The organism is Rhodococcus sp. T2V, assembly GCF_029269925.1.
Classification (GTDB): Bacteria; Actinomycetota; Actinomycetes; order Mycobacteriales; family Mycobacteriaceae; genus Rhodococcus_F; species Rhodococcus_F koreensis.
The window spans coordinates 10564-30937 of the sequence record NZ_JARJBD010000097.1 but is presented as its reverse complement, the minus strand read 5'-3'; the positions used below and the strand labels follow the sequence as shown (position 1 = coordinate 30937).

15 protein-coding genes and 2 pseudogenes are annotated in these 20374 nt (G+C 68.2%); 4 read left to right on the top strand and 13 right to left on the bottom strand.

Annotated elements, in window-relative coordinates; translation table 11 throughout:
- Nucleotides 1-151: 151 nt before the first annotated feature.
- The 3 genes from P3H15_RS44155 to P3H15_RS44145 form a co-directional block, all read right to left on the bottom strand.
- On the bottom strand, nucleotides 152-985 hold the full coding sequence (locus P3H15_RS44155; RefSeq protein WP_276143075.1) for an SWIM zinc finger family protein: 834 nt from the start codon (nucleotides 983-985) through the stop codon (nucleotides 152-154).
- Nucleotides 978-4007, bottom strand: coding sequence for a DEAD/DEAH box helicase (locus tag P3H15_RS44150; RefSeq protein ID WP_276143087.1), 3030 nt, complete (start codon nucleotides 4005-4007; stop codon nucleotides 978-980). Before P3H15_RS44150 ends, P3H15_RS44155 begins: the two co-directional genes overlap by 8 nt.
- Before the next feature lie 1284 nt (nucleotides 4008-5291).
- The gene (locus P3H15_RS44145) at nucleotides 5292-5780 is read right to left on the bottom strand and encodes a hypothetical protein (RefSeq protein ID WP_276143074.1); all 489 of its coding nucleotides are present in this window, start codon (nucleotides 5778-5780) and stop codon (nucleotides 5292-5294) included.
- 384 nt (nucleotides 5781-6164) lie between these two features.
- Between P3H15_RS44145 and P3H15_RS44140 the strand changes: the two genes are divergently transcribed.
- The 4 genes and pseudogenes from P3H15_RS44140 to P3H15_RS44125 all read left to right on the top strand — a co-directional run.
- Nucleotides 6165-6647, top strand: coding sequence for a MarR family winged helix-turn-helix transcriptional regulator (locus tag P3H15_RS44140; RefSeq protein ID WP_276143073.1), 483 nt, complete (start codon nucleotides 6165-6167; stop codon nucleotides 6645-6647).
- A 327-nt stretch (nucleotides 6648-6974) separates the two neighbouring features.
- Nucleotides 6975-7634: pseudogene (locus P3H15_RS44135) on the top strand (nitroreductase); the annotation flags it as partial.
- A 188-nt stretch (nucleotides 7635-7822) separates the two neighbouring features.
- Nucleotides 7823-8551: an SDR family oxidoreductase gene (locus tag P3H15_RS44130; protein WP_276143072.1), complete on the top strand. Its 729-nt coding sequence runs from the start codon at nucleotides 7823-7825 to the stop codon at nucleotides 8549-8551.
- Nucleotides 8552-8851: 300 nt separating this feature from the next.
- Nucleotides 8852-9476 (top strand): annotated as a pseudogene (locus tag P3H15_RS44125) (SDR family NAD(P)-dependent oxidoreductase); the annotation flags it as partial.
- 386 nt (nucleotides 9477-9862) lie between these two features.
- Here the strand turns inward: P3H15_RS44125 and P3H15_RS44120 are convergent.
- From P3H15_RS44120 to P3H15_RS44075, 10 genes are all read right to left on the bottom strand, one after another.
- Nucleotides 9863-10288: a hypothetical protein gene (locus P3H15_RS44120; protein ID WP_276143071.1), complete on the bottom strand. Its 426-nt coding sequence runs from the start codon at nucleotides 10286-10288 to the stop codon at nucleotides 9863-9865.
- 48 nt (nucleotides 10289-10336) lie between these two features.
- On the bottom strand, nucleotides 10337-10705 hold the full coding sequence (locus P3H15_RS44115; RefSeq protein ID WP_276143070.1) for a hypothetical protein: 369 nt from the start codon (nucleotides 10703-10705) through the stop codon (nucleotides 10337-10339).
- Entirely contained in the window at nucleotides 10698-11756 is a 1059-nt protein-coding gene (locus tag P3H15_RS44110; protein ID WP_276143069.1) for a type IV toxin-antitoxin system AbiEi family antitoxin, read from the bottom strand. The genes P3H15_RS44115 and P3H15_RS44110 overlap by 8 nt, the downstream gene beginning before the upstream one ends.
- A gap of 360 nt (nucleotides 11757-12116) precedes the next feature.
- Entirely contained in the window at nucleotides 12117-12929 is an 813-nt protein-coding gene (locus P3H15_RS44105; RefSeq protein WP_276143068.1) for a Clp protease N-terminal domain-containing protein, read from the bottom strand.
- Between the two features lie 36 nt (nucleotides 12930-12965).
- Nucleotides 12966-14201 carry a fatty acid desaturase gene (locus P3H15_RS44100; RefSeq protein ID WP_276143067.1) on the bottom strand — a complete coding sequence of 412 codons (1236 nt, stop codon included), beginning with the start codon at nucleotides 14199-14201 and terminating at the stop codon, nucleotides 12966-12968.
- Nucleotides 14202-14488: 287 nt separating this feature from the next.
- On the bottom strand, nucleotides 14489-16030 hold the full coding sequence (locus tag P3H15_RS44095; RefSeq protein ID WP_276143066.1) for a bifunctional 3-(3-hydroxy-phenyl)propionate/3-hydroxycinnamic acid hydroxylase: 1542 nt from the start codon (nucleotides 16028-16030) through the stop codon (nucleotides 14489-14491).
- A complete protein-coding gene (locus P3H15_RS44090; RefSeq protein ID WP_276143065.1) occupies nucleotides 16027-16383 on the bottom strand; it encodes a DoxX family protein in 357 nt (118 codons plus the stop codon). Before P3H15_RS44090 ends, P3H15_RS44095 begins: the two co-directional genes overlap by 4 nt.
- Nucleotides 16380-18269 (bottom strand): acyl-CoA synthetase, encoded by a 1890-nt coding sequence (locus P3H15_RS44085; RefSeq protein WP_276143064.1) that lies wholly within the window; start codon nucleotides 18267-18269, stop codon nucleotides 16380-16382. The genes P3H15_RS44090 and P3H15_RS44085 overlap by 4 nt, the downstream gene beginning before the upstream one ends.
- Entirely contained in the window at nucleotides 18266-19204 is a 939-nt protein-coding gene (locus P3H15_RS44080) for a fumarylacetoacetate hydrolase family protein (RefSeq protein ID WP_276143063.1), read from the bottom strand. The genes P3H15_RS44085 and P3H15_RS44080 overlap by 4 nt, the downstream gene beginning before the upstream one ends.
- Nucleotides 19201-20334 (bottom strand): VOC family protein, encoded by a 1134-nt coding sequence (locus P3H15_RS44075; protein ID WP_276143062.1) that lies wholly within the window; start codon nucleotides 20332-20334, stop codon nucleotides 19201-19203. The genes P3H15_RS44080 and P3H15_RS44075 overlap by 4 nt, the downstream gene beginning before the upstream one ends.
- Nucleotides 20335-20374: the final 40 nt, after the last annotated feature.

Here is a 20374-nt window from a genome sequence, read left to right as displayed (position 1 = left end):
TGACATCCACCGCAATGTGCCCCTCGACTGAATTCGTTAGCTTCCGGCCGTCCCATCCGCGACTGGATCCGGGCACCGTGGCGGCGGCGGGCACGGTCTTTCGAGTCGACGATCGCCGCGGCGGGGCACCGGACCCAGGGGTGGTGGATGTTCAGCCGGTGCCCGGCAGTGACTCGTCACCGCGCCCGAGCGCCTGGTAGGCGGGTCGCAGCAGCTCGACCAGCGGGCGTCCGCGAACGGCGACGGCGATGTCGGGAAGCTGGTCGAGGATGGCGGTGGCGGACGTCGACGGCGGCCTCGGCGCCGGTGGCGCGGTGTGCATGCAGTAGTAGGTGTCGAGGCAGTCCGCGAGCGGCCGGGTTGTCGGTTCCGTGCGGTCGGCGGCCGGAGGTCCGTCGGTGCGGGCGGCCTGCAGGTTGGCCAGCAGATCCTCACGCTCGCGGCCGCGCCACGCGAGGATCGCGAACGGGTCGTCGTCGAAGGACTCGGCGAGCAGGTAGAACGTGGCGGCGAGATGCTTGCACGGGACCGCGCGATCGGGGCATGAGCAGTCCAGCGACAGGTCTCGGGCGGTGGCGGGAAACAACGACAGATCCAGCCCGGTGAACACGTCCTCGATGTCGCCGGGCATCTCGCCCGACAGCAGTTTGGCGGTGTACCAAGCGTTCTCGGCGAGGCGCCGTTCGACCTGCACCCATTCGGACTTGCCGAACGCGGCGATCCCGATCCGCACCCGGTACGGCCGGGCCCGGCTGCCCTGTACCAGGGCGGTGACCGTCCCCGCCGCCACCTCGAGCGAGATCACCTGCCCCTTGCGTGCATAGGTTCGGCCGCGCTGGAGCCGGTTGCCCAGGCCGATGTCCTCCAATACCGCGATGAACCGCTCCGACCACCAGCTCTGAGCGATCGCGCCGCGGGTGCTGCGTGCCTTGAGCCCGCCTTCGACCGGCCGAGGGCGCGACGGCGGCGGATACCAGTTACTCACCGACGGCCCCCTCGGACAGTGCGAACATCTCGCGCAGATCCCGGGTGGACAGCTCGGTCAGCCAGCCTTCGCCGTCGGTGACCACGAGCTCGGCCAGCGCTTTCTTCTCCTCGATCATCTGGTCGATCTTCTCCTCGAGCGTGCCCGTGCAGATGAACTTGCGCACCTGCACCGTTCGCTTCTGTCCTATGCGGAAAGCGCGGTCGGTCGCCTGGTTCTCCACTGCCGGGTTCCACCAGCGGTCGAGGTGCACCACATGATTGGCGGCGGTGAGGTTCAGTCCGACCCCGCCCGCCTTCAACGACAGCAGGAAGATCGGTGGCCCGTCGCCGGACTGGAACCGGGCCACCATCTCGTCGCGCCGCTTCTTCGGGGTGCCGCCGTGCAGGTAGGCCACGTCCTGGCCGAAGCGTGCGGCCAGGTGCGGCACCAACAGCTCCGCGAACTCGGTGAACTGGGTGAAGCACAGCACCCGGTCGCCCTCGGCCAGGATTTCCTCCAGGATCTCCTCCAGCCGGATCACCTTCCCGGACCTGCGGCCGACGGTTGAGCGGTCGTGCAGCAGCTGCGCCGGGTGGTTGCACACCTGCTTGAGCTTGGCCATCGCAGCGAGCACGTTGCCGCGGCGCTCGATCCCGTCGGTGTTCTCGATCTTCTCCATCATGTCGGCGACGACGGCCTGATACAGCGAGGCCTGCTCGGTGGTGAGCTGGCAGTACTGTTTGATCTCGATCTTCTCGGGCAGGTCGTCGATGATCGCCGGGTCGGTCTTGACCCTGCGCAGGATGTAGGGCCGGGTGATCGCGCGCAGCAGCTCGGCCGGTTCGGTCTGCCCGTGCCGTTCGACCGGGATCGCAAAGCGGGTGCGGAACAGCTCCGGCGAGCCGAGCAATCCGGGATTGAGAAAGTCCATGATGGACCAGAGCTCGGCGAGCCGGTTCTCCATCGGTGTCCCGGTCAACGCCACCCGGTGCCCGGCCTGCAGCCGGCGCACCGCCTTGGCCCCGCGGGACAGGCTGTTCTTCACGGCCTGCGCCTCGTCGAGGACGACGCGGTTCCATTCGTAGGCCGTGAGCTCGTCGATATCCCGGGTGGCGGTTGCATAGGTGCTGACGATCAGGTCGGTGTGCTCGAGGCGGTCGCGTAGCGCGTCGCCGTGCAGCCGGTCGCCGCCGTGGTGCGCGTACACCCGGAGGCCGGGCGCGAACTTCGCGGCCTCGCGCTGCCAGTTGCCGACCAGCGACATCGGACACAGCAGCAGGGTGGGTCCGATGCTGGGATCCTGGTGCCGCTGCAGGGTTTCCACGGCCAGCAGCTGGACGGTCTTGCCGAGACCCATGTCGTCGGCCAGGCAGCTGCCCAGCCCCAGCGAGGACAGGAACGCCAGCCACGACAGCCCGCGCTGCTGGTAGGGGCGCAGCGTCGCGGTGAACCCCTGCGGCGGTTCGAGCGGCCGCAGCGACTGCGCGGCCGCGCCGCGCAGCAGGTCACCGAGCCAACCGTCGGCCCGCACCGCGGTGACCTCGAGGGGGGTGTCGAGGTCGTCGGGGTGGCGGGCCGCGAGGGCGATGATCTCGGCCGCGGTCTTGTGCCCGGCGGGTTCTCGCTGCAGGAACTCCAGCCCCCGGCGCAGCTGCTCCGGGTCCACCGCCACCCACTGGCCGCGCAGCCGGATCAACGGGGCCTTGGTCGCGGTGAGCACCGCGATCTCGTCCTCGGTCAGCGTGTCGCCGCCGACGGCCAGCTCCCAGCGGAACTCGACGAGCTGGTCGCGGCCGAACTTGCTGGTCTTGGCCACGACGCCGTCGACGGGGGTGTGCACGGACAGGGCGAGCCCCAGCTCGCGGCGGCGGTCCCACCACGACGGCAGCAGGACACCGAACCCGGCCTCGTCGAGCAGCGCGGCCGTGGCGGCCAGGAATCGGTACGCACCGTCGGGGTCGAGCGCAAGCTCGGACGGGCGCGCGGTGCGCAGCCCGGCCGCGAGCTCCGGGAAGATCCGGCTGGCCCGGCCGAGCTCGGCGAGCAGCAGCTCCTGCGGGCGGTCCAGCCACCGGCGCAGGCTGCCGTCATCGTTCCACGCCTGCTCGGCGGGGACCAGCAGGCTGGGGTCCTCCGTCGACTGCAGCAGGAACTCCAGCCGCCACGACGAGTCGGCGGAGGCGTCCTGGTCGGCGCTGTCGTTCTCGGTCAGCCGGAATGTCGCCCGCGCCGGACCGACCGTGCCGGTGCCACAGTCGTCCCACGGCCGCAACGCCTCGGTCAGCGCATCGAATTCATCGGGGTCGGCATCGAACCGGCCGTCCGGGCCGGTCAACGCGGTCAGCCACGCCTCGACGGCCGGTGGGTGTTTCGGACGGCGCCCGCGGCGCGGCGGCACCAGGTCGGTCCCGTCCGGCAGTGCCGCGCGCGTCGCCGCGTCCACCATCGCGTGCAGCGCCGACATCGCCAGCTCGTGCGGGTCGTGCGCGCGTTGTTCGGCGCGGCATACCGGCGGCATCGCGGCGGTCAGCGAGGTCATCGCAACGACGTCCGGACCCTGCAAGACCGGACGCCAGCACGCGATCGCGCCGTGCGCGTCGCGCCGCAGCGCCGGCAGCACCCGCCCACGCTCCACCAGTTCACGCGCGAACACCGCGACGTGGGCGAGGAAGCCGAGGGACGTCCCGTACCGGACGTCCGGTGCGGGCTCGTCGAGAACGGTCGGCGCGGACGCGGCATCGACCTGCACCACCGGAACCGTCCACGGCAAGAGCGTGGCGGCGGTCCGCGCGGCCGGTCGCGGGGTGATCCGGATCAGCTCGGGCGAGTCCACCGGCGCGGACCGCAACGACGGCAACAACAGCACGGCGGTGCCGGGCTTGCCGGCGTGGATGCCCGCGATGGCGTCGGCCGGCGCGGCGAACGGGTGCGGCCGTGCAGAACGCAACGCCCGACTCGGGCTCTTCACCAGGGCTTCGGAATCCTCGGCCCACAGGCACAAGCCCCCCGACGTGGACCAGAAGCCGTGCAGAACCAGCATTCGGGTTCCCCTCTGTCGTGGTGTGCGGTGCCAGGCTAACCGAGGCGACACTCCCGGCGTGACGCAGCGCGCCGGGTCGGCTCCGCGAGATCCTCGAGTCCGTCCTCGTGGCACCCGAACGGTGCCCCGCCGGGGCGTATAGCCGACGACGAACATCCGCCGACCGCCCACCCGGCCCCACTTGTGGATCATCGAACCGCGCCCCGGTGGGCTCGCCGCCGGACCGCCCGGTCGCTGCGCCCGGCGCGCCGTGGGTGGGGGCAACCCGAATCCGAGCGCGGTGAGATCGTCGTATGCCGTGTAGCGATCCACGCCGTAGCGCTCGGCGTAGGACTTCACGGTCACCGGCGCTCCGGAGCCGTCCACGCCAGTGGTGCGGTCCGGGTTCCTCGTCGGCGAAGGTGTCGCTTCGCTACCGGCCGCGTCGTGGGCTGGTCGATGCTGCGTCTCGATCGCATCATCAACCACGGCGGTGAGTTCGATGGCGACCCGATCCAGTGCCTGGGTGCTGCGTTGTGCTTTCGACAGCAGCAGTGCGCCCTCGAGCGCGGCGATTGACATGGTGGCGATCGACTGAGCGCGGGACAAACGCACGCCGCGCTGCCACAATGCTGCCGCGATGGTCGATTCCCACGAGGTAAAGGCTTCGCCCGCTGCCTGTTTCGCAGCGGGATACTCCCCGCCTTCGAGCGCTCCAGCTGCCACCGGGCATCCGGCGGCATAGTCCGTGTCGAGGAGTTGCTGACGGAACAAGCCGACGATCAGCGCGAGAGTCTCGGCCGGTTCACCGTCACCGAGACTCACGCTGATCATCGATCCGATATGGCCACCCGCCCGACGGGTGGCCTCCTCGGCCAGCTGTGTCTTGCCTCCCGGGAAATGGTGGTAGATCGATCCCCGTGGGGCGTGCGCATGGTCGATCACACCCGCCGGTGATCGATGTCGAACTCGATGCCCCAATCCTTTCCAGCTCGGGCCGAGACAGCGGCGCGGGTTGCCCCGGAGGGTCGGATCCGGGCCTCGCTCGGCCAGATCACCGAACAGCGGCGTGGTTCGCGTGGGGCGCTCGAGGCTCCACGATCGCGAGGCGACTGGTTGCAGGAAGTCGCGGTTCGCCGCGCCGCGGATCCGCCCCTCGAACCGGGTCATCCCACGCGCGCCGAGGACGGAAGCCTTCCCGAGGCGTGGCTGCTCACCAAATTGGCCCACCATCATTGCGGCCTGACAAAGTCCTACCAGTCCTGTACGCAGATTGGCGCAGGGCACGAGGGGGTCGATCGTTCCCTATTCCGGTCGGCGGTCGGGAAACGCGGAAAGATCGACGTCGAGAGGGACATTCAGCCATACCAGGGCATCGACCAGGGTCTCTGCTCGGACGAGTGGAGAGGGTTCGCTTTGGGCGGCGTCGAGTTGCACCCGGGCCCCGACGCGGTCGCCGGCGAGCTGCGCCATCACCGACCGCAGGATTCGGCTCGCCGAGGCGGGCACCTCGTCCAGACCGAGGTGCCGCCCGTCGGTGGTGTGGACCTCGAGGACGAATGCCTCACCGTTCTCCGGGTATCCCAGGCGCGCCGTGATCACGTCCGCGATCGCGGTGACGAGCCAGGTGAGCACACCGCCGTAGAGGGACCGGCGCGCCCTCTCCGGTCCCGGTGCACTCACCAGCGGGGACAGCTCGGCGGACAGGGCGCCCATCTCTCGGTTCCCGAGCAGTTCCACCAGGTGCCCCGCCAGCCTCGCCTCGTGCGCGAAGTCGCCGACGTTCGACCCCATCGACATCGAATACCCGCCGCCGCTGCCGGCACACACCTGTCGTACACCCTGGTCACGCCTGTAGAACGGGTGCAGTGGTTCAGAGGTTCCAGAGTCGGAGCAGCGTTGCCCGCAGGCCGGCGGAGACAATGCGGTGGTCGGCGGGCAGCCCGGGGCCCGGGTGCCCGAGGTCGATCCGTGGCGTCGCGGGTACGGCACCGCTGTGCGGGGTGCGGGGTGTGGGGTCGGTGTCGATTGCCGGCGGGTGGATCGACTGGTTGTCGGCGGTGCGCCCCGCGGTCGTGATCAGGTCCTTCCGGCGTGGGGTAGCGGGACCGCAGTCGACGATACCTTTTGTTTCAGATGAAACCGTATCGAATGAATCGATGGCGGTAGTGTGGCCTCATGACCGCCCATGTTCCTCGCAGAACCACCGCCTCGCGGGCGACCGGCCGCGCCGGGGATGCCTCGCCGTTCGCTCTCGGCTTGCTGCTGCGCCGGGCGCACTGGCACGCGGCCGCGGTGATGGCGGAGGCGCTGCGGCCGCTCGGCATCGAGTTGCGGCATTTCGCGGTGCTGATCGTGCTGGTCGACCGGGGGGTCACGGTGCAGGGGGACCTGGTGGCGGCAACGGGGTCGGACAAGGCGGGGACCGGGCGAATCGTGGACGACCTGGAGCGTCGGGGGCTGGCCGTGCGCAAGTCCGTGCCGGGGGACCGGCGGGCGCGGGCGGTGGAGATCACACCTGCCGGTCTCGAGCTTTTCGATGCGGCACATGTGGCGGCGGAGCCGCTGGCTGAGGGTCTGGTTGCGGTCTTGGGGCCCGGCGAGCCCGAGCAGCTGAGGGATCTGCTCACCCGATTCCTGTCCGCCGACGATCAGGCGTAGGCGCGCCCGCGTATTCCGGTTGCCTGCCGGTGGGCGCGCGTGATCTGACGCGGTTGTCGTGGCGAATCCGGGCTCGGGGCCTGCGGCCGTCGGTGCTCCGCGCCGGCGCCCGTCGGCGGACCCCGTTGGCCGGCGGGACGATGGTTCCGGTGGCGGAATCGGTCGACGACGGCGACGTTCGTGGTCGGCGCCCATGCGGGTCTCCCTCCTTGCGATGCGTCGGGGCTCGAATGTCACACCAATTAGTATTGAATGAGATGATATTGAATGATACCGTCGCGTTCGTGACGAAAACCGGGCGTTGAATAGTCGAGGAGGTAGACGATCGTGGATACCTATCACGCGGTCACGAGCCGCCGGGCGGTGCGCGGATTCACCGACCGGCAGGTCCCGCGGGAGGTGCTGCAGCGTGTGTTGTCGGCCGCGGCGTGGTCCCCGTCCGGGTCGAACATCCAGCCGTGGCACGCCTATGTGCTGACCGGTGGGCCGCTGGCCGAGCTCAAGAAGCGCGCCGGTGAGCGTGTGGCCGCGGGCGAGCCCTGGGACGAGCGGGAGTACGAGATGTACCCGCCCGTGCTGAAGTCCCCGTATCACGAGCGCCGATCCGCCTTCGGTGAGCAGCGCTACGGCGCACTGGGTATTTCGCGCGAGGACTGGGAGGCGCGCCAGAGGGCAGCTGCCGCGAACTGGGACTGTTTCGGCGCGCCCGCCGCCCTGTTCTGCTACATCGACCGCGAGATGGGTCCGGCTCAGTGGGCCGACGTCGGCATGTATCTGCAGACGGTCATGCTGCTGCTCCGCGCCGAGGGCCTGCACAGTTGCGCCCAGATGGCCTGGTCGGTGTTTCGCACGACCGTCGCGGAGGTCCTGTCACCCCCGGACGGGCTCATCCTCTTCTGCGGCATGTCGATCGGGTTCGAGGACACCGCGGTGGGGTATGCCCGTACGGGTCGGGCGCCGCTCGACGAGACGGTCACATTCGTCGATGACTACCCACAATCACCCGCTCCTGGTCGGTCGGCGGTCGAGTCGTCGCCGGACACCGGGCGGCCGAGCCTGTCCCGGCCCTCGTACGGCGCGGGCATGACAGCCGTCCCCGGATCCCCCGGATCCCCGGGGGCCCGCTGACCGTACGTCCACCCTGTCCGACCCACGACAAGAAAGTAGGGCATCTCATGAAGTGCGCAGTGATTGGCGGTACCGGGCTGATCGGGTCGCAGGTCGTGACGAATCTGAACGCGGCCGGGCATCAGGCGGTTCCGCACTCGCAGTCCACCGGCGTCGACGTCATCAGCGGCCAGGGATTGGACGAGGCGGTGGCCGGGGTCGACGTCGTCGTCAACCTGACCAATTCCCCGACCTTCGACGACGCCTCCCCGGCCTTCTTCCAGGCCTCGATGGACAACCTCCTGGCCGCGGCCGGCAGGGGCGGCGTCGGCCACGTCGTCATCCTCTCGATCGTCGGCGCGGATCAGGTGCCGGAGCTGGACTACTACCGGGCCAAGGTGCTGCAGGAGGACATTCTCGCGGCCGGGCCGATCCCGTACTCGATCGTCCGGGCGACCCAGTTCATGGAGTTCGTCGACGCTGTCCTGTCCTGGACCGCGGACGGCGACACGGTCCGGTTGCCCGCCACCCGGATCCAGCCGATCGCCTCCCGGGACGTGGCCAGTGCGGTGGCGGAGGTCGCCGCCGGCGCCCCGCTCGGGGGCATTCGCAACATCGCCGGCCCCGAGGTCTTCTCCCTGGACGAGCTGGGCCGGATCACCCTGTCCCACAGGGGCGATGACCGTACCGTCGTGACCGACCCCACCGCCGGCATGTTCGCCGTCGTCACCGGTGACGTCCTGACCGACACGCACGCTCACCTGGCCCCCACCCGCTACGCCGACTGGCTCTCCTGAGGCGCTGGCGCCTTCCCCGGATGTGCGGACCGAGACTGCCGCGAGCCGAGGCCTGACCCGTCGCGGGTGAGGGCAACACGCGGGGGACGGCTGGGTTGCCCATGCGGCCACTGCATCTTGCTGTGCAATGAACGTGGGTGATCAAGTGGGCTGTTCGATATTTGGTGCCAATTGTGCACTGTATCGGCGAGTGGGGAGCGCGGCGATCATCGTGCCGATCGAGGACAATGCTGTGCCGACAGGGTTTGAGCGACCCGCCACGAATCCCCTGAACGACAGACACCCACTGGAGGTAACCCCTTGCGCGTCCTCGTCACCGGAGCGAACCGAGGAATCGGCGCCGCAATCGCCAGCCACCTCGTCACCGAGGGGCACACCGTATGGGGCACGCACCGTGGCTCCGCCGTGCCGGACGGCGTCCGCGGCGTCGAATGCGATGTGACCGAAGACGACTCGGTCGACCGCGCCTTCACCCATGTCGAAACCGAGGACGGTCCCGTCGAAGGCGTCGTCGCCAACGCCGGTATCACCGACGACACCCTCATCATGCGCTTGAGCAGCGAACAATTCACCCGCGTGGTCGACACCAACCTGACCGGCGTCTTCCGGGTCACCAAACGCGCGACCCGCAACATGCTCAAACACCGCGTCGGCCGCATCGTGGTCATCGGCTCGGCCAGCGGCCTTTCGGGGATGCCCGGCCAGGTGAACTACACCGCCGCGAAGGCCGGCGTCGTCGGTATCACCCGGTCGCTGACCCGCGAACTCGGCTCACGTGGCATCACGGCCAACGTGATTGCCCCCGGGCTTCACCGAAACCGACATGGCGGAAGCGGTCAGCGACACGGTCGTCGAGACCGCGCTCGCGCACATTCCGCTGGGCCGGTTCGGGAAACCGGAGGAGGTCGCCGCCACCGCGGCGTTCCTGCTGAGCCCGGGCGCGGCCTACATCACCGGCACGGTCATCAACGTGGACGGCGGCATCGGCATGGGACACTGAACTTGTGCTCTGAACCGCACCGACGGAACGCCCCCCAAGTAGTGCCCCAGCCTGCAGCGTACGAGACTCGACGTGTCCGGCTTCGCCTTATGCCTGAGGCGTGGGCACGGATTCGCCCGTGCCCCAAAGACCTTCACATGACGGTCCTCGGTGTATCTGCGACCGGTCCACCTGAGAAGGGTTCCCGCCTTCTCCGCGGGCGAGGCGACAGATTTCGGGAAAGGGTCGCTTCTCCGCCCTTCCACGCGGGATGCCGTAGGCGTTGTCGTGCGCGACTACGGTGCGTTCGTCGAACGTGTGGACGATGTGTGTCAGAGCGCGGTTGACCATCCGAGTTGCATGGCGTTGAGGAGTGCGTTGCGGCGATCGAGGTGTGGGCTCCATTCCCGGGGGTCGGTCGCAATGTTCATCAGACGTGGGAGTTCGGCACCACGGGACCCGGGCCATCGGCGGTCGAGCTCGGCGACGCGTTCGGCACCGACCACTCTGGCGAGGTCTTGTCCGAGTAGATAGGCGGCGGCGTGGGCGTCGTTCATGTCGAACGTGTCCAGGATGTCGAACCCATGGACGACATCCGTGTACAGGCGGTCGCTGACGTGGCCGGAGTTGGTGTACCAGAACAAGGCTGTGGCGATGTCGGGGGCGTCCTTGTAGTTGTTGTTCGCGCTTCGATCGAGCCAGGCGGCGAGTTTGAGTGCGGTGTATCCGGGGACTGTGGGGATCTTGATCGATCCCACGGTGGGCAGAGGCAGCTCGTGCGCGCTGTTGAACACCTCTTGAAAAGCCTAGACACTCAGGTCTCGGTGCGGGGGATCGGGGACCACGCCGGTGGGGTCCTCGATGGGGCCGAAGGGCACGAGGTCGGTGGGGACGCCGCCCACGGTGTACCGGATTCCGGTGTCGCCGATCTCCGGTAGCCCGTCGACGACCTGCGCGTACGCGTCCCAGTCCGCGATCGCGAAGGCGAGGTCCACGTCCTCGGTCGCACGCAGAGTGAACGTGTGCCCTAAGGCGTCGTGGAGCAGGTTCCGGCAGTGCGCACCGAGGATCATCAGATCGGCGGGTTGCAGGTGGTCGGAACGTTCGAGCAGTCGGGAGCAGACGAGGTCGACGATCTGGAGCAGTTGTTGGTCGCACGTGGTGGGGTCAAACATGGTTCTCTCTCCACGTCTCGGCGACTTCGGCCAGTCGGGGGTCGTTCGCGGCGAGCAGGTCGGCGTACACGAGCGGCCAGGGTGCGTTGGATGGCCCGACCAACCCCCAGGTGTCGTCGTCGATCGGGGCGTCGTCGGGTGTGGTCCAGAACTTCTGCATCACCATGACGTTCGGGGGTTGATGGGGCTCGTTTCGCCACCGGTTGACGAACGCCATCTTCCGGTCGAAGTGGTCGAGGTAGACGGTCAGTGTGGCGGGGCGGTGGATGGCGACTCCAGTTGCGGATTCACCGCTCAGGTAGACGTCCTGGTCAGGGGACAGCAGTTGGAAGTCGGTCGGGTCATCGGTCGAGAAGGTGGAAATCACGAGCTTCTTGCGAAGCCCACGCGGGTACTCGGCGGCCCAGGGCCTGAGCAGGTTGTGGGTCTGGTCGGAACGCAGCGTGGTTCCGCGATGAAGGAATCCCGCATTGTCGAGCATGGAGAGGGTGTCGTGTGCTTGTCCCATCGAGACTCCGGCGGCTGTCGCGATGTCTCGAACTCGCGTCGCCGCCAAATGCGGCCAGGACAGAAGAGCGAACACGACCTGTGACCGGCGTGGGCTGAAGAGGTTGTGCGCCGACCGTGGCGACGGCTCGTGCCGCACAGTGTCGTCGTAGTCGGACCTCGACTCCGGATCGCGCGGCTTCGGCCGTCTGCCGCGGACGTCGATGTAGACGTCTCCGAACTCGATGTAGGTGTTTCCCAGGCTGTCGATGTACTGGATCCGGAGGTCACGTAGTGACATTGCGCTGCGTTCGGTAATCCGCTCACCGACCACCAGGACCGGGGAGTCCGCGTCGTGCAGGCGCCGATGTGAGATCTGCGTGAACGTCATCGATGCGGTGAAGACCAACAGATAGTCCTGGACGTGACCGTGGCGAGCGAGAATCGCTGTTGCGTCGAATCCGCGGTCGGGTGTCTCCATCCATTGGAGATGGTGGATGGAGACACCTATGTCACGGAGGCGCTCCAATGCAGCCTCGAGGCGGTCGCGCTCTGGTGAGTCCATCCGTTCCCCGTCCCGTCCGCTTTCAGCTTTTGCGCATTTTCAGTTTAGGTGAAAATGCGCAAGAACTGAACACCGTTGATCGTCACAATGGGAAAGAGGATCGACGGGGTGTTGTCGTGCAGTTTCGCAGGCCGCGGCGAGCCGGGGAGGATGCGCGGGTCGCGGTTTGCGCGGCCTCGTTGGACTGCTATTCGGGTTGAGGGCGTCGGTGATGCCGTCGTGGACCGGAGGTTTCGATGTGCTGGCCGGCGGTGCTGGGCGGCTGCCTGGGCGCGGGCGTTTTCGTCGTTGTTGAGCCGGATGGGGATGCGGTGGGTGGGGCCTGGGGTGGGCTGCTGGGCCAGCTCGCGCCGGAGGTGCTCACGCATCTCGCTGATGGGCAGGGGCAAGGTCGGTGAGGATGTGAGCGCCGGTGGAGGCGGGGTCGTCGAGCAGGGCCAGGAGGAGGTGGTCGGTGCCGACCTCCTCGTGCCCGAGCAGGGCGGTCTGGCGCAGGCTGCCCTCGATAACCTTCTTCGTCTTCGCCGGTGAACAGGATGTGCCCGGCGGCCGGGGCGGAGCCCGCCGGGGCGCTGACGCCCTCGAGCTTGCTGTCGAGTGCCGGCGCGACACCCATGAGGTCAGTGCTGCCGTTCCGGGGCCGCCGGCACCCAAGGATTGGGGGCGGGTAGGTGTTCGGCGCCGACGCCAGTTCTGGTGGTGGGTGCGGGCGGCGCCGGCGGCGAGGGATGACCACGTGGCGGGCTTGATCGGAGAATCTCTCGAACACCATGACGCACTCCTGGCTGCACCGCGAGCGACGCGAACCTGTGCTGCTGAATTCCCTGCTGTTCGTTCTGGGGGTGCGGAGGTGGATATGGGGGATTGATGCGACGCCGGCACCCGTGGGCGTAATGGTGTTGTACCTGGTGTGATGACATGTCCCCGGTTTGTGATGTGGGGGTGCCGGCGACCTGTTCGGGGGTGTGGCGGCGCCGGGGTGTGGGGTGTCTGGTCCGTCCCCGTGTAGAGCAGTCTTGAAAGCTGTTGATTGACAACGGCTTCCTGGCGGGAGATGGGGCGACCCACCCCGTCTCCCGGCGCGGAACGCCGGGAGACGGGGCGGGGTTGGTGCCCGTACACTCGCCCAACGGTTTGTTGACTGAATTTGAGGTGAAGGACGGCGGTGGACATCGCCTGCGCCCACGCGGCCGGTGCGGTTGTTGCTGGTCAGCGCATTCCGAGAAGTCGGCGGAGGGGACCGCGTGTGCGTGTTGTCTTGATCGTCGTCGCCAGGCCGATGCGGCGGCCGGTGAGTGGATCGGTGGCGGGGGGACCGCCGAATCCGGCTTCGGACGCGGTTTCGGGTGCTGCGTCGCGGGTGTCGGTGAGGTATTTGTCGGGCAGCGAGAGTTTCGCGATGGTGCGCCACGATTTCCAGTACTGCACCGCGAGTGGGCCGGTCGTGTACGGCAGGTCGTACTTGTCGCACAGTTGCTTCACGCGGATCGAGATCTCGTGGTAGCGGTTGGACGGCAGGTCGGGGAAGAGGTGGTGTTCGATCTGGTAGCTCAGGTTACCGGTCATGAAGTCCATGACGGGCCCACCCGAGATGTTCGCGGAGCCGAGCATCTGCCGCAGGTACCACTGGGCGTGTGTCTCGTTGTCGACGTCGGTCTTGGTGAATTTCTCGGCGCCGTCCGGGAAGTGGCCGCAGAAGATCACGGCGTTGGTCCACAGGTTGCGGACGAGGTTGGCGGTCGCGTTCGCCTTGGCGGTGGACTTCCACGCCGTGCCGGTCAGCGCGGGGTACACGAGATAGTCCTTGAGGGTCTGCCGGCCGAGTTTGGCGAGCACTTCCCTGCCACGCGTCTTGGTGAGTTCGCGGTCGTCCCGGCCCCGGGTCACTTTGCCCAGCTCGAGCAATTGGATGGCGAGGCCGTATTGGAACAGCGCCGCGAGGATCGCGTTGTAGGCGAGGTTGCCGAGGTAGAACGGCTTCCAGCGCTGGTCACGGGTGACGCGGAGCAGTCCGAATCCGACGTCGTCGTCCATGCCGAGGACGTTGGTGTATTTGTGGTGCGCGTAGTTGTGGGTGATCTTCCAGTGTGCCGACGGATCGGCGTTGTCCCATTCCCAGTTCACGGAGTGCACTTCGGGGTCGTTCATCCAGTCCCACTGCCCGTGCATGACGTTGTGGCCGAGCTCCATGTTCTCGATGATCTTCGACAACGAGAGCATCCCGGTGCCCAGCATCCACAGCGTGCGCGTGCGGGAGCCGAAGAGCACTGCCCGGCCGCCGAGTTCGAGGCCGCGGTGCAGCCGGATGGTGTTGCGGAGGTACCGGGCGTCGCGTGCACCCCGCGATTCCTCGATATCCCGGCGGATCGCATCGAGCTCGCGGCCGATGGTCTCGACGTCGGCGTCCGTCAGGTGCGCGTATTCATTGATGTCCGATATCGCCATGAACCTACGGTATCGTAAGTTACGATTCCGTAGGTTACGGGCGGGTATTTTATGATACGAATCACTTCGTTTGGTGCGCAGTGATTTTCGATCTCAATGTGCACTGGCCGAGCCAGGAACCGCGTTCCCCGGGCCCGCGGCGACGTGAACAGCCGCCCGCACCGTCGTACTGGACGGCGCGGACGGGCCGTGTCGCCGCGGGCCCGGTCCGAATGCGAGGGTCACGCGTCGGGCGGTGCCTCGGAGCCGTCGGCGCGCGTGCGCAGTGGCGGATCCGTCGGGGTGGGTCACTGGGCGTGGAAGGTTGGCATGTGGTGGGGGTGGAAGCGGGGGAGGGTGACGGTGAGGGCGGACAGGTCCTTGCCGGTACGAAGGACGGTGCCGTCGGGCCGGATGATGGCGGCGCGGGCACGGCCGCGGCGTAGCCAGTGGTGCAGGTCGGTGCCGGGTCGAGCCAGCAGGACGGTGCCGCCGCTGTGTTCGATGTCGGTGCGTTGTGTCGGGGTCGGGGGGAGGGCGGTGACGACCGCGAACCGGCCGGCGGCGACCTCGGCGAATCGGCGGCCCTGGTCGAGGTCCGGATTCGGGATCAGGTGGCCCGCTCGGCTTCGGCGTAGTCGAGGTCGTGCTATCAGCGTGGAGCGGTGCAGGGCCGGGGTCTCGCCGTCCATGACCGTGTCGCCGAGACCCGGGATGCGGTGCAGCAGTGGTAGGACGAGGCGGCGGATGAGGTTGCCGAGTTCGCCGCCTTCGGTCATGGCCATTCCGACGAGCTTGGCGCGCCGGATCAGTGCGAGCGCGTGGGGTTTGCGTTCGATCTCGTAGGTGTCGAGCGCGCTTTCGGGCAGATCTCCGGTGAGGACGCCGGCAAGTTTCCAGGCGAGGTTCATCGCGTCGCGGATCCCTGCCCCCATCCCCTGTCCGATGAACGGCGGTGTGAGATGGGCGGCGTCGCCGAGTAGGAACACGCGCCGGTCGCGCCATCGGTCCGCGATGTGGGCTCGGAAGGTGTATTCGGCCACGCGAACAAGTGTCAGGTCGTCGAGGGGGGTGTTCCGTGTCCACGGGGATAGGAGGGGTTGCAGTCGAGTCATGTCGCGGTAGTCGCCGGCGCTCTCGCCGGGTGTGAGCCGGAACTCCCAGCGGTAGCGGGTGTGTCCGATCCGCATGTAGGTTGCCGCGCGCACCGGGTCGCACACCTGGTGGGCGCCCTCCCACGCGCCGAGGTCGGCGGTGGAAGCGACGTCGACGACCAGCCAGCGTTGGTCGAACTTCAGGTCCCGCATCGTTGCCTGAATCTGGTTTCTGACCAGGCTGTTGGCGCCGTCGCAGCCGAGGACGTATCGGGCCTGCACCGATTCCTGCACACCGGTGGCTCGGTCGGTGAAGTCGACGCGAATGCTGCCGGCCTGGTCGTCGGCCAGCCCGGTGACCTCGACGTTGCCGCGGAGGGAGGCCTTCGGGTGCCGTGTCAGGTTGGCGCGCAGGATCTCCTCGAACTGCGGCTGGTCGAACATGTTGGCCTCGGGGTAGCCGTGGACGCCGGGACCGGGGTTTCGGTGAAACTCGGTGAGAACGCGCATGTTCCGGTCGACCAGCCGCAACCCGAGGCACGGCCTCGAGATCGCCGCGAACTCCTCGGCGATCCCGAGGTGCGCCACAATCCGGTGGATCTCACCGTCGAGGTGGACCGCCCGCGGCTGCGCATAGACGCCCTCCCAGCGCTCGAGGAGTAGGCACTCGACACCGTACCGAGCCAGCAGCGTGGCGGCGGTCAGTCCGGTGGGTCCGGCCCCGACGATGACGACCGGGACGATTTGCTCGCTCATCGGATCGATCCGAACAGGACGACGAGGTAGGCCACGATCGCTGCGCCGACGACGATCGCGGGCGCCATCTCACGCAGTCCGTCACCGGTGCGTACGTGTGTGACGACGGCACCGACCATCAGGAGCAGCAGCCCGATGCCGGCGGCGGCGCCGAGTGCCGGCACAACTCCGCCGATCAGGACACCGACGCCGCCGGCGACCTCGAGCGCACCGATGCGCCGATAGGTGCTGACGGGCATACCGACGTGAGCTGCCCGTTCCCGCATCGGCGCGGTCGCCGCGATCTTGCCGACGCCGAGCAGGAGGTAGAGCACTGCCAGGCAGAGCGCCAGAACTAGTGATGCGGTGATCATGTGCGCACCGTGACCTTCCCATTGATCGCATATCGGTTCAAGATCGCCTGGACCTCCGGTTCGCCGGCAGGTCCGTCGATCTCGACGGTGGCGAGGATCGCACCGTCCTCCACGGACGCCTGGACGCTTCCGATGCCTGCGACGGCGGCGAGGGCGTGCTCGAGCTCGGCCCGTGTCGCGTCGGCGCGCAGGGCGAGCTTGTAGAGCTTGCCTACCGCCGTGACCGGCAACGCCGGGAGGATGGTGATCGCCTTAGGCGCCGCGGCCCGTTCGGGGACGCGCTCACCCGCCCAGGCTTGTAGCTCGGGCGCGGTGATGCCGGCGTCGGCGGCAACGGTGACATAGGCAACGGGCACTTCGCCGGCGTGGGCATCGGGGCGTCCCACCGCGCTGACCGCGGTGACCTGCGGATGGGCCAGCAGGGTGTCTTCGATGACCGCGGGATCGATATTGTGCCCGCCCCGGATGATGACGTCCTTCGCGCGTCCGACCAGGTGGATGAACCCGTCGCTGTCGATGCGCGCCAGGTCGCCGGTGTCGAGCCAGCCGTCGACCAGTTTTCCCATGCCGTCGAGAACGGGTCCGTGTTCGTCGTGGCCGGCGACATAGCCGGCGAACACGGTCGGACCGCTGATCGCCAGCACTCCGGTCGCTCCGGTGGGCAGGTCTTCCCAGGTGCCGTCGTCACCGACGCGTACCACCTTGACCTGCTGATAGGGCATCCGGACCCCGACCGCGCCAGGTCGGGGCGCGTCGGGAAAGCTGCGGGCACTCGCGCAGGTTGCCTCCGTCAGGCCGTAGCCCTCGAGAAGGGGCACACCCGTGTGATCCCGGAACTTCGTGGCGACCGCAGCCGGGAGAGGCGACGCCCCCACCATGGCGAAGCGCAGACTACTGATGTCGGCATCGACCGGGCGCTGCGCGAGGGCCGCGTAGACGGTGGGCACCGCGCTCATCGACGCGATGCGGTAGTGCTCGACGATCTTCCAGAATTCGCTGAACAGCATCGGGTCGCGATAGCCGAGCGGGCCGGCCCACACCACACCCTGGCCCTTGAACAGCGGCGCCAGCAGCGTGACCATCACGGCATTGACATGGAACAGCGGCAGGGCGGCGAAGACGACGGCGTCCGTATCCCACGACGAGTTCGCGGCCAGCATCCAGGCATCGGTGACCTCGTTGTCGTGGGTGTGGGCGGCCAGCTTCGGAACACCGGTGGTACCACCGGTGTGAAACAGCGCGGCCACGTCGCACCCATAGGGGGGATCACCGACGAAGTCGGAGTACGCCATGTCGGCCGACAGCGCACTGAGATAGCCGATCCGCACTCCGTCGACCGCGGGCAGGTCCGCGGGCGCGCCGGCGGCTCCGGTGGGCCGCAGGACCAGCACGGCATCCACCGTCCCGCTCAGGGCGATCTCGTGGGCGGCGTCCCAGGTCTGCGGCGCCAGTTCCGGTCCGGCCGCGACGAGTACCCGCGCACCCGAGCGGCGCAGCAATTCACCGATGTGCTGCGGCGACTGCGCGGCGTTGATCGGTGCAGCGATGCCGGCGAGCTGTGCGGCGAGCGTCGCGGGGATCAACTCGGCGCAGTTGGGCGCCATCACGGCGACCGCGTCCCGGCGCCGCACCCCCAGACGATGGAACAGGTTCGCGTACCGGTGCACATCGTCGAGTAGTTCGGAGAAGGTGCGCTGCACCGGCTCCCGCCACCGTGCACCGTCCGGAAGGACGGTGAGCGCGAGCCGATCCGGCCACAGGCGGGCCGCGCGGGTGAGCAACGCATAGGTGGACTCCGGAAGCCCCCGATCGCGCAGCGGCACGGCCTCGATCGCCGTCAGATCCGTGGGAGCCGCATACCGCGGCCACAGCAGGTCGGTGGTCATCGCGCGTACCTCACCACCGTGCGCTGGCGCCCCAGGTCGATGGTCCCGTCGTCGGTGAAGACGGTGGCTTCGATGAGGTCGCCGTCCTGCAGGTAGTTCGAATTCTTGGCCTGCCCCGCGAAGAAGAGCTTCCATTTGACTGCCGGCGGCAGCAGGGAGGAGAGGAGTGCGATCGGCTTCGGCGGGGCGCTCAGCGCCGTCCCGACCGGTGTTCCGGTCAGCAGCAAGTCCCCGGCATCGAGGCGTTGAAACCGGGTCAGCGCCTGCAGAGTCTCGGCCGGCTGGTAGATCATGTCGGCCACGGTCATGTTCTGGCGCGGCTCACCGTTGACCCACAGCCGCAGGCGCAGGTCGGTGAACCGCTTCAACTCGTCGCCGTCCAGCAGTACCAGCGCGGGGCCGACCGGGGTGAACGTCGGATATGACTTGCCCTCGTAGAACTGCGTTTTCGGAAGCTGGATGTCGCGCGCGGAGATGTCGTTGGTGACCACCAGGCCGGCCACGTGATCGGCGAGAGTGTCTGCGGTGATCGACGTCCCGACCGGGATGTCGCGGCCGAGGACCAGCCCGATCTCCACCTCGTAATCCAGCAGCCGGACATGGGCAGGACGGATCACGTCGTCGTGGGGGCCGCTGATCGAACCGGAAGCCTTGCGGAAAAAGGTCAACGGAATGGTGTCGGGGTTCATCCCGGCGTCGGTGACGTGCGAGGCGAAGTTCGTCATCTGCGCGACCACCCGGCACGGGGCGGTGACCGGGGAGAGCAACGAGAGGGTCTCGACGGGCACGGCGCCCTCGCTGGACGCCGCTGCCTCGACCGCCGGCCGGTCGGCCAGCAGCTGGGCGGTGGTGGTGGCCTCGGTGTCTACCCGAGCTGCGCCCGTGGGTGTGTCGACCCACCAGGCGTCGGCGGTGCGAAGGACGGAAATGGTCATGAACTGGCAACTTTCAGAAGGCCGCGAAGGCGGTGGAGGTCGAATTCGTTGTCGGCGCGCAGCGCATGGACAACGGCGCGCAGTTCCTGGAGCGATTCCCGACCGGGGTTCACGCCGAGGAAGTCTTTGGTGGCGGGCGGCCCCCACTGGGCCAGTCCGGACGCGGTCATCGGTGCCCAGCCCGCATCGAGGGTGTCGTCGAAGAGATCACCGTCGGTGAAGTGCTCGACCATGAATCCATCGGGGTCGCGCCAGTAGTCGAAGATCTGGCTGCCCTGGATGTGTCGGCCGATGCCCCAGGACCGGCGGTAGCCCCGGTCGAGCAGGTACTCACCTCCCGCGGCGAGGCCGTCGAGGTCGGCGACCTGATACGCCGAATGCACATAGCGGTTGGCCGGACCGAGAACCATCGCGAGGGTGTGATGGTCGGTGGGCGTGGCGCCCCGGTCGCAGCGGATGAAGCTCATGATCGGACCCCGGGCCCGTTGGCCCGGGTAGTAGAGGAAGTCGCTGACGATCAGTCCGAGGTGCTCGAGGTACCAGTTGAGCGTGTCGAGGTACGTCGTCGTCTGGAGCACGACGTGCCCGAGCCGTTGCACGGTGGCCGGCGCGCGGGGCGGCCGCTGGGGAGCGTTCACCCGCCCGCCGTCGTGTCCGAAATTCAGGGGGAGCGGGGCCTGGTCGGACAGCGCCGGCAACTCGAACGTGTCGGACACGACGCGCACTCCCAGACCGCTGGGATCGGTGAGATCGACCGTGATCCCGCCCAGACTCTCGGGCAGGGGCACGACCGCACCCCCGACCGCGTCCGCCAGTCGCAGCACGTCGGTCGTGTCGGCCGCCCGGAAGGCGGGACCGACGAACCGCGACCGTGGGCCTCGGCGGATGAGCACGCAGGGTGAACCGGGGTCCGTCCCGCGCAACTGCAGTTCGTGTGCGGTGCGAAGCGCCGTCACGAAACCGAAGGCCTGGGCGAACGCCTCCGCCCGATCGAGGTCGGGCTTCTCGAACTCCAGCCATGCGAGGTCATGGACCTTGATGATCGGCTCGGCGGCCCGCCCGCGGTGTTCGCCCGCCAGCGCGCCCTGCTCACTGTGCAGACCGGTATGCGGGTCATGGTGGGCAGTCATTGACCACTCCTCTCAAGTAACTGAGGATAGCGTCACTCAC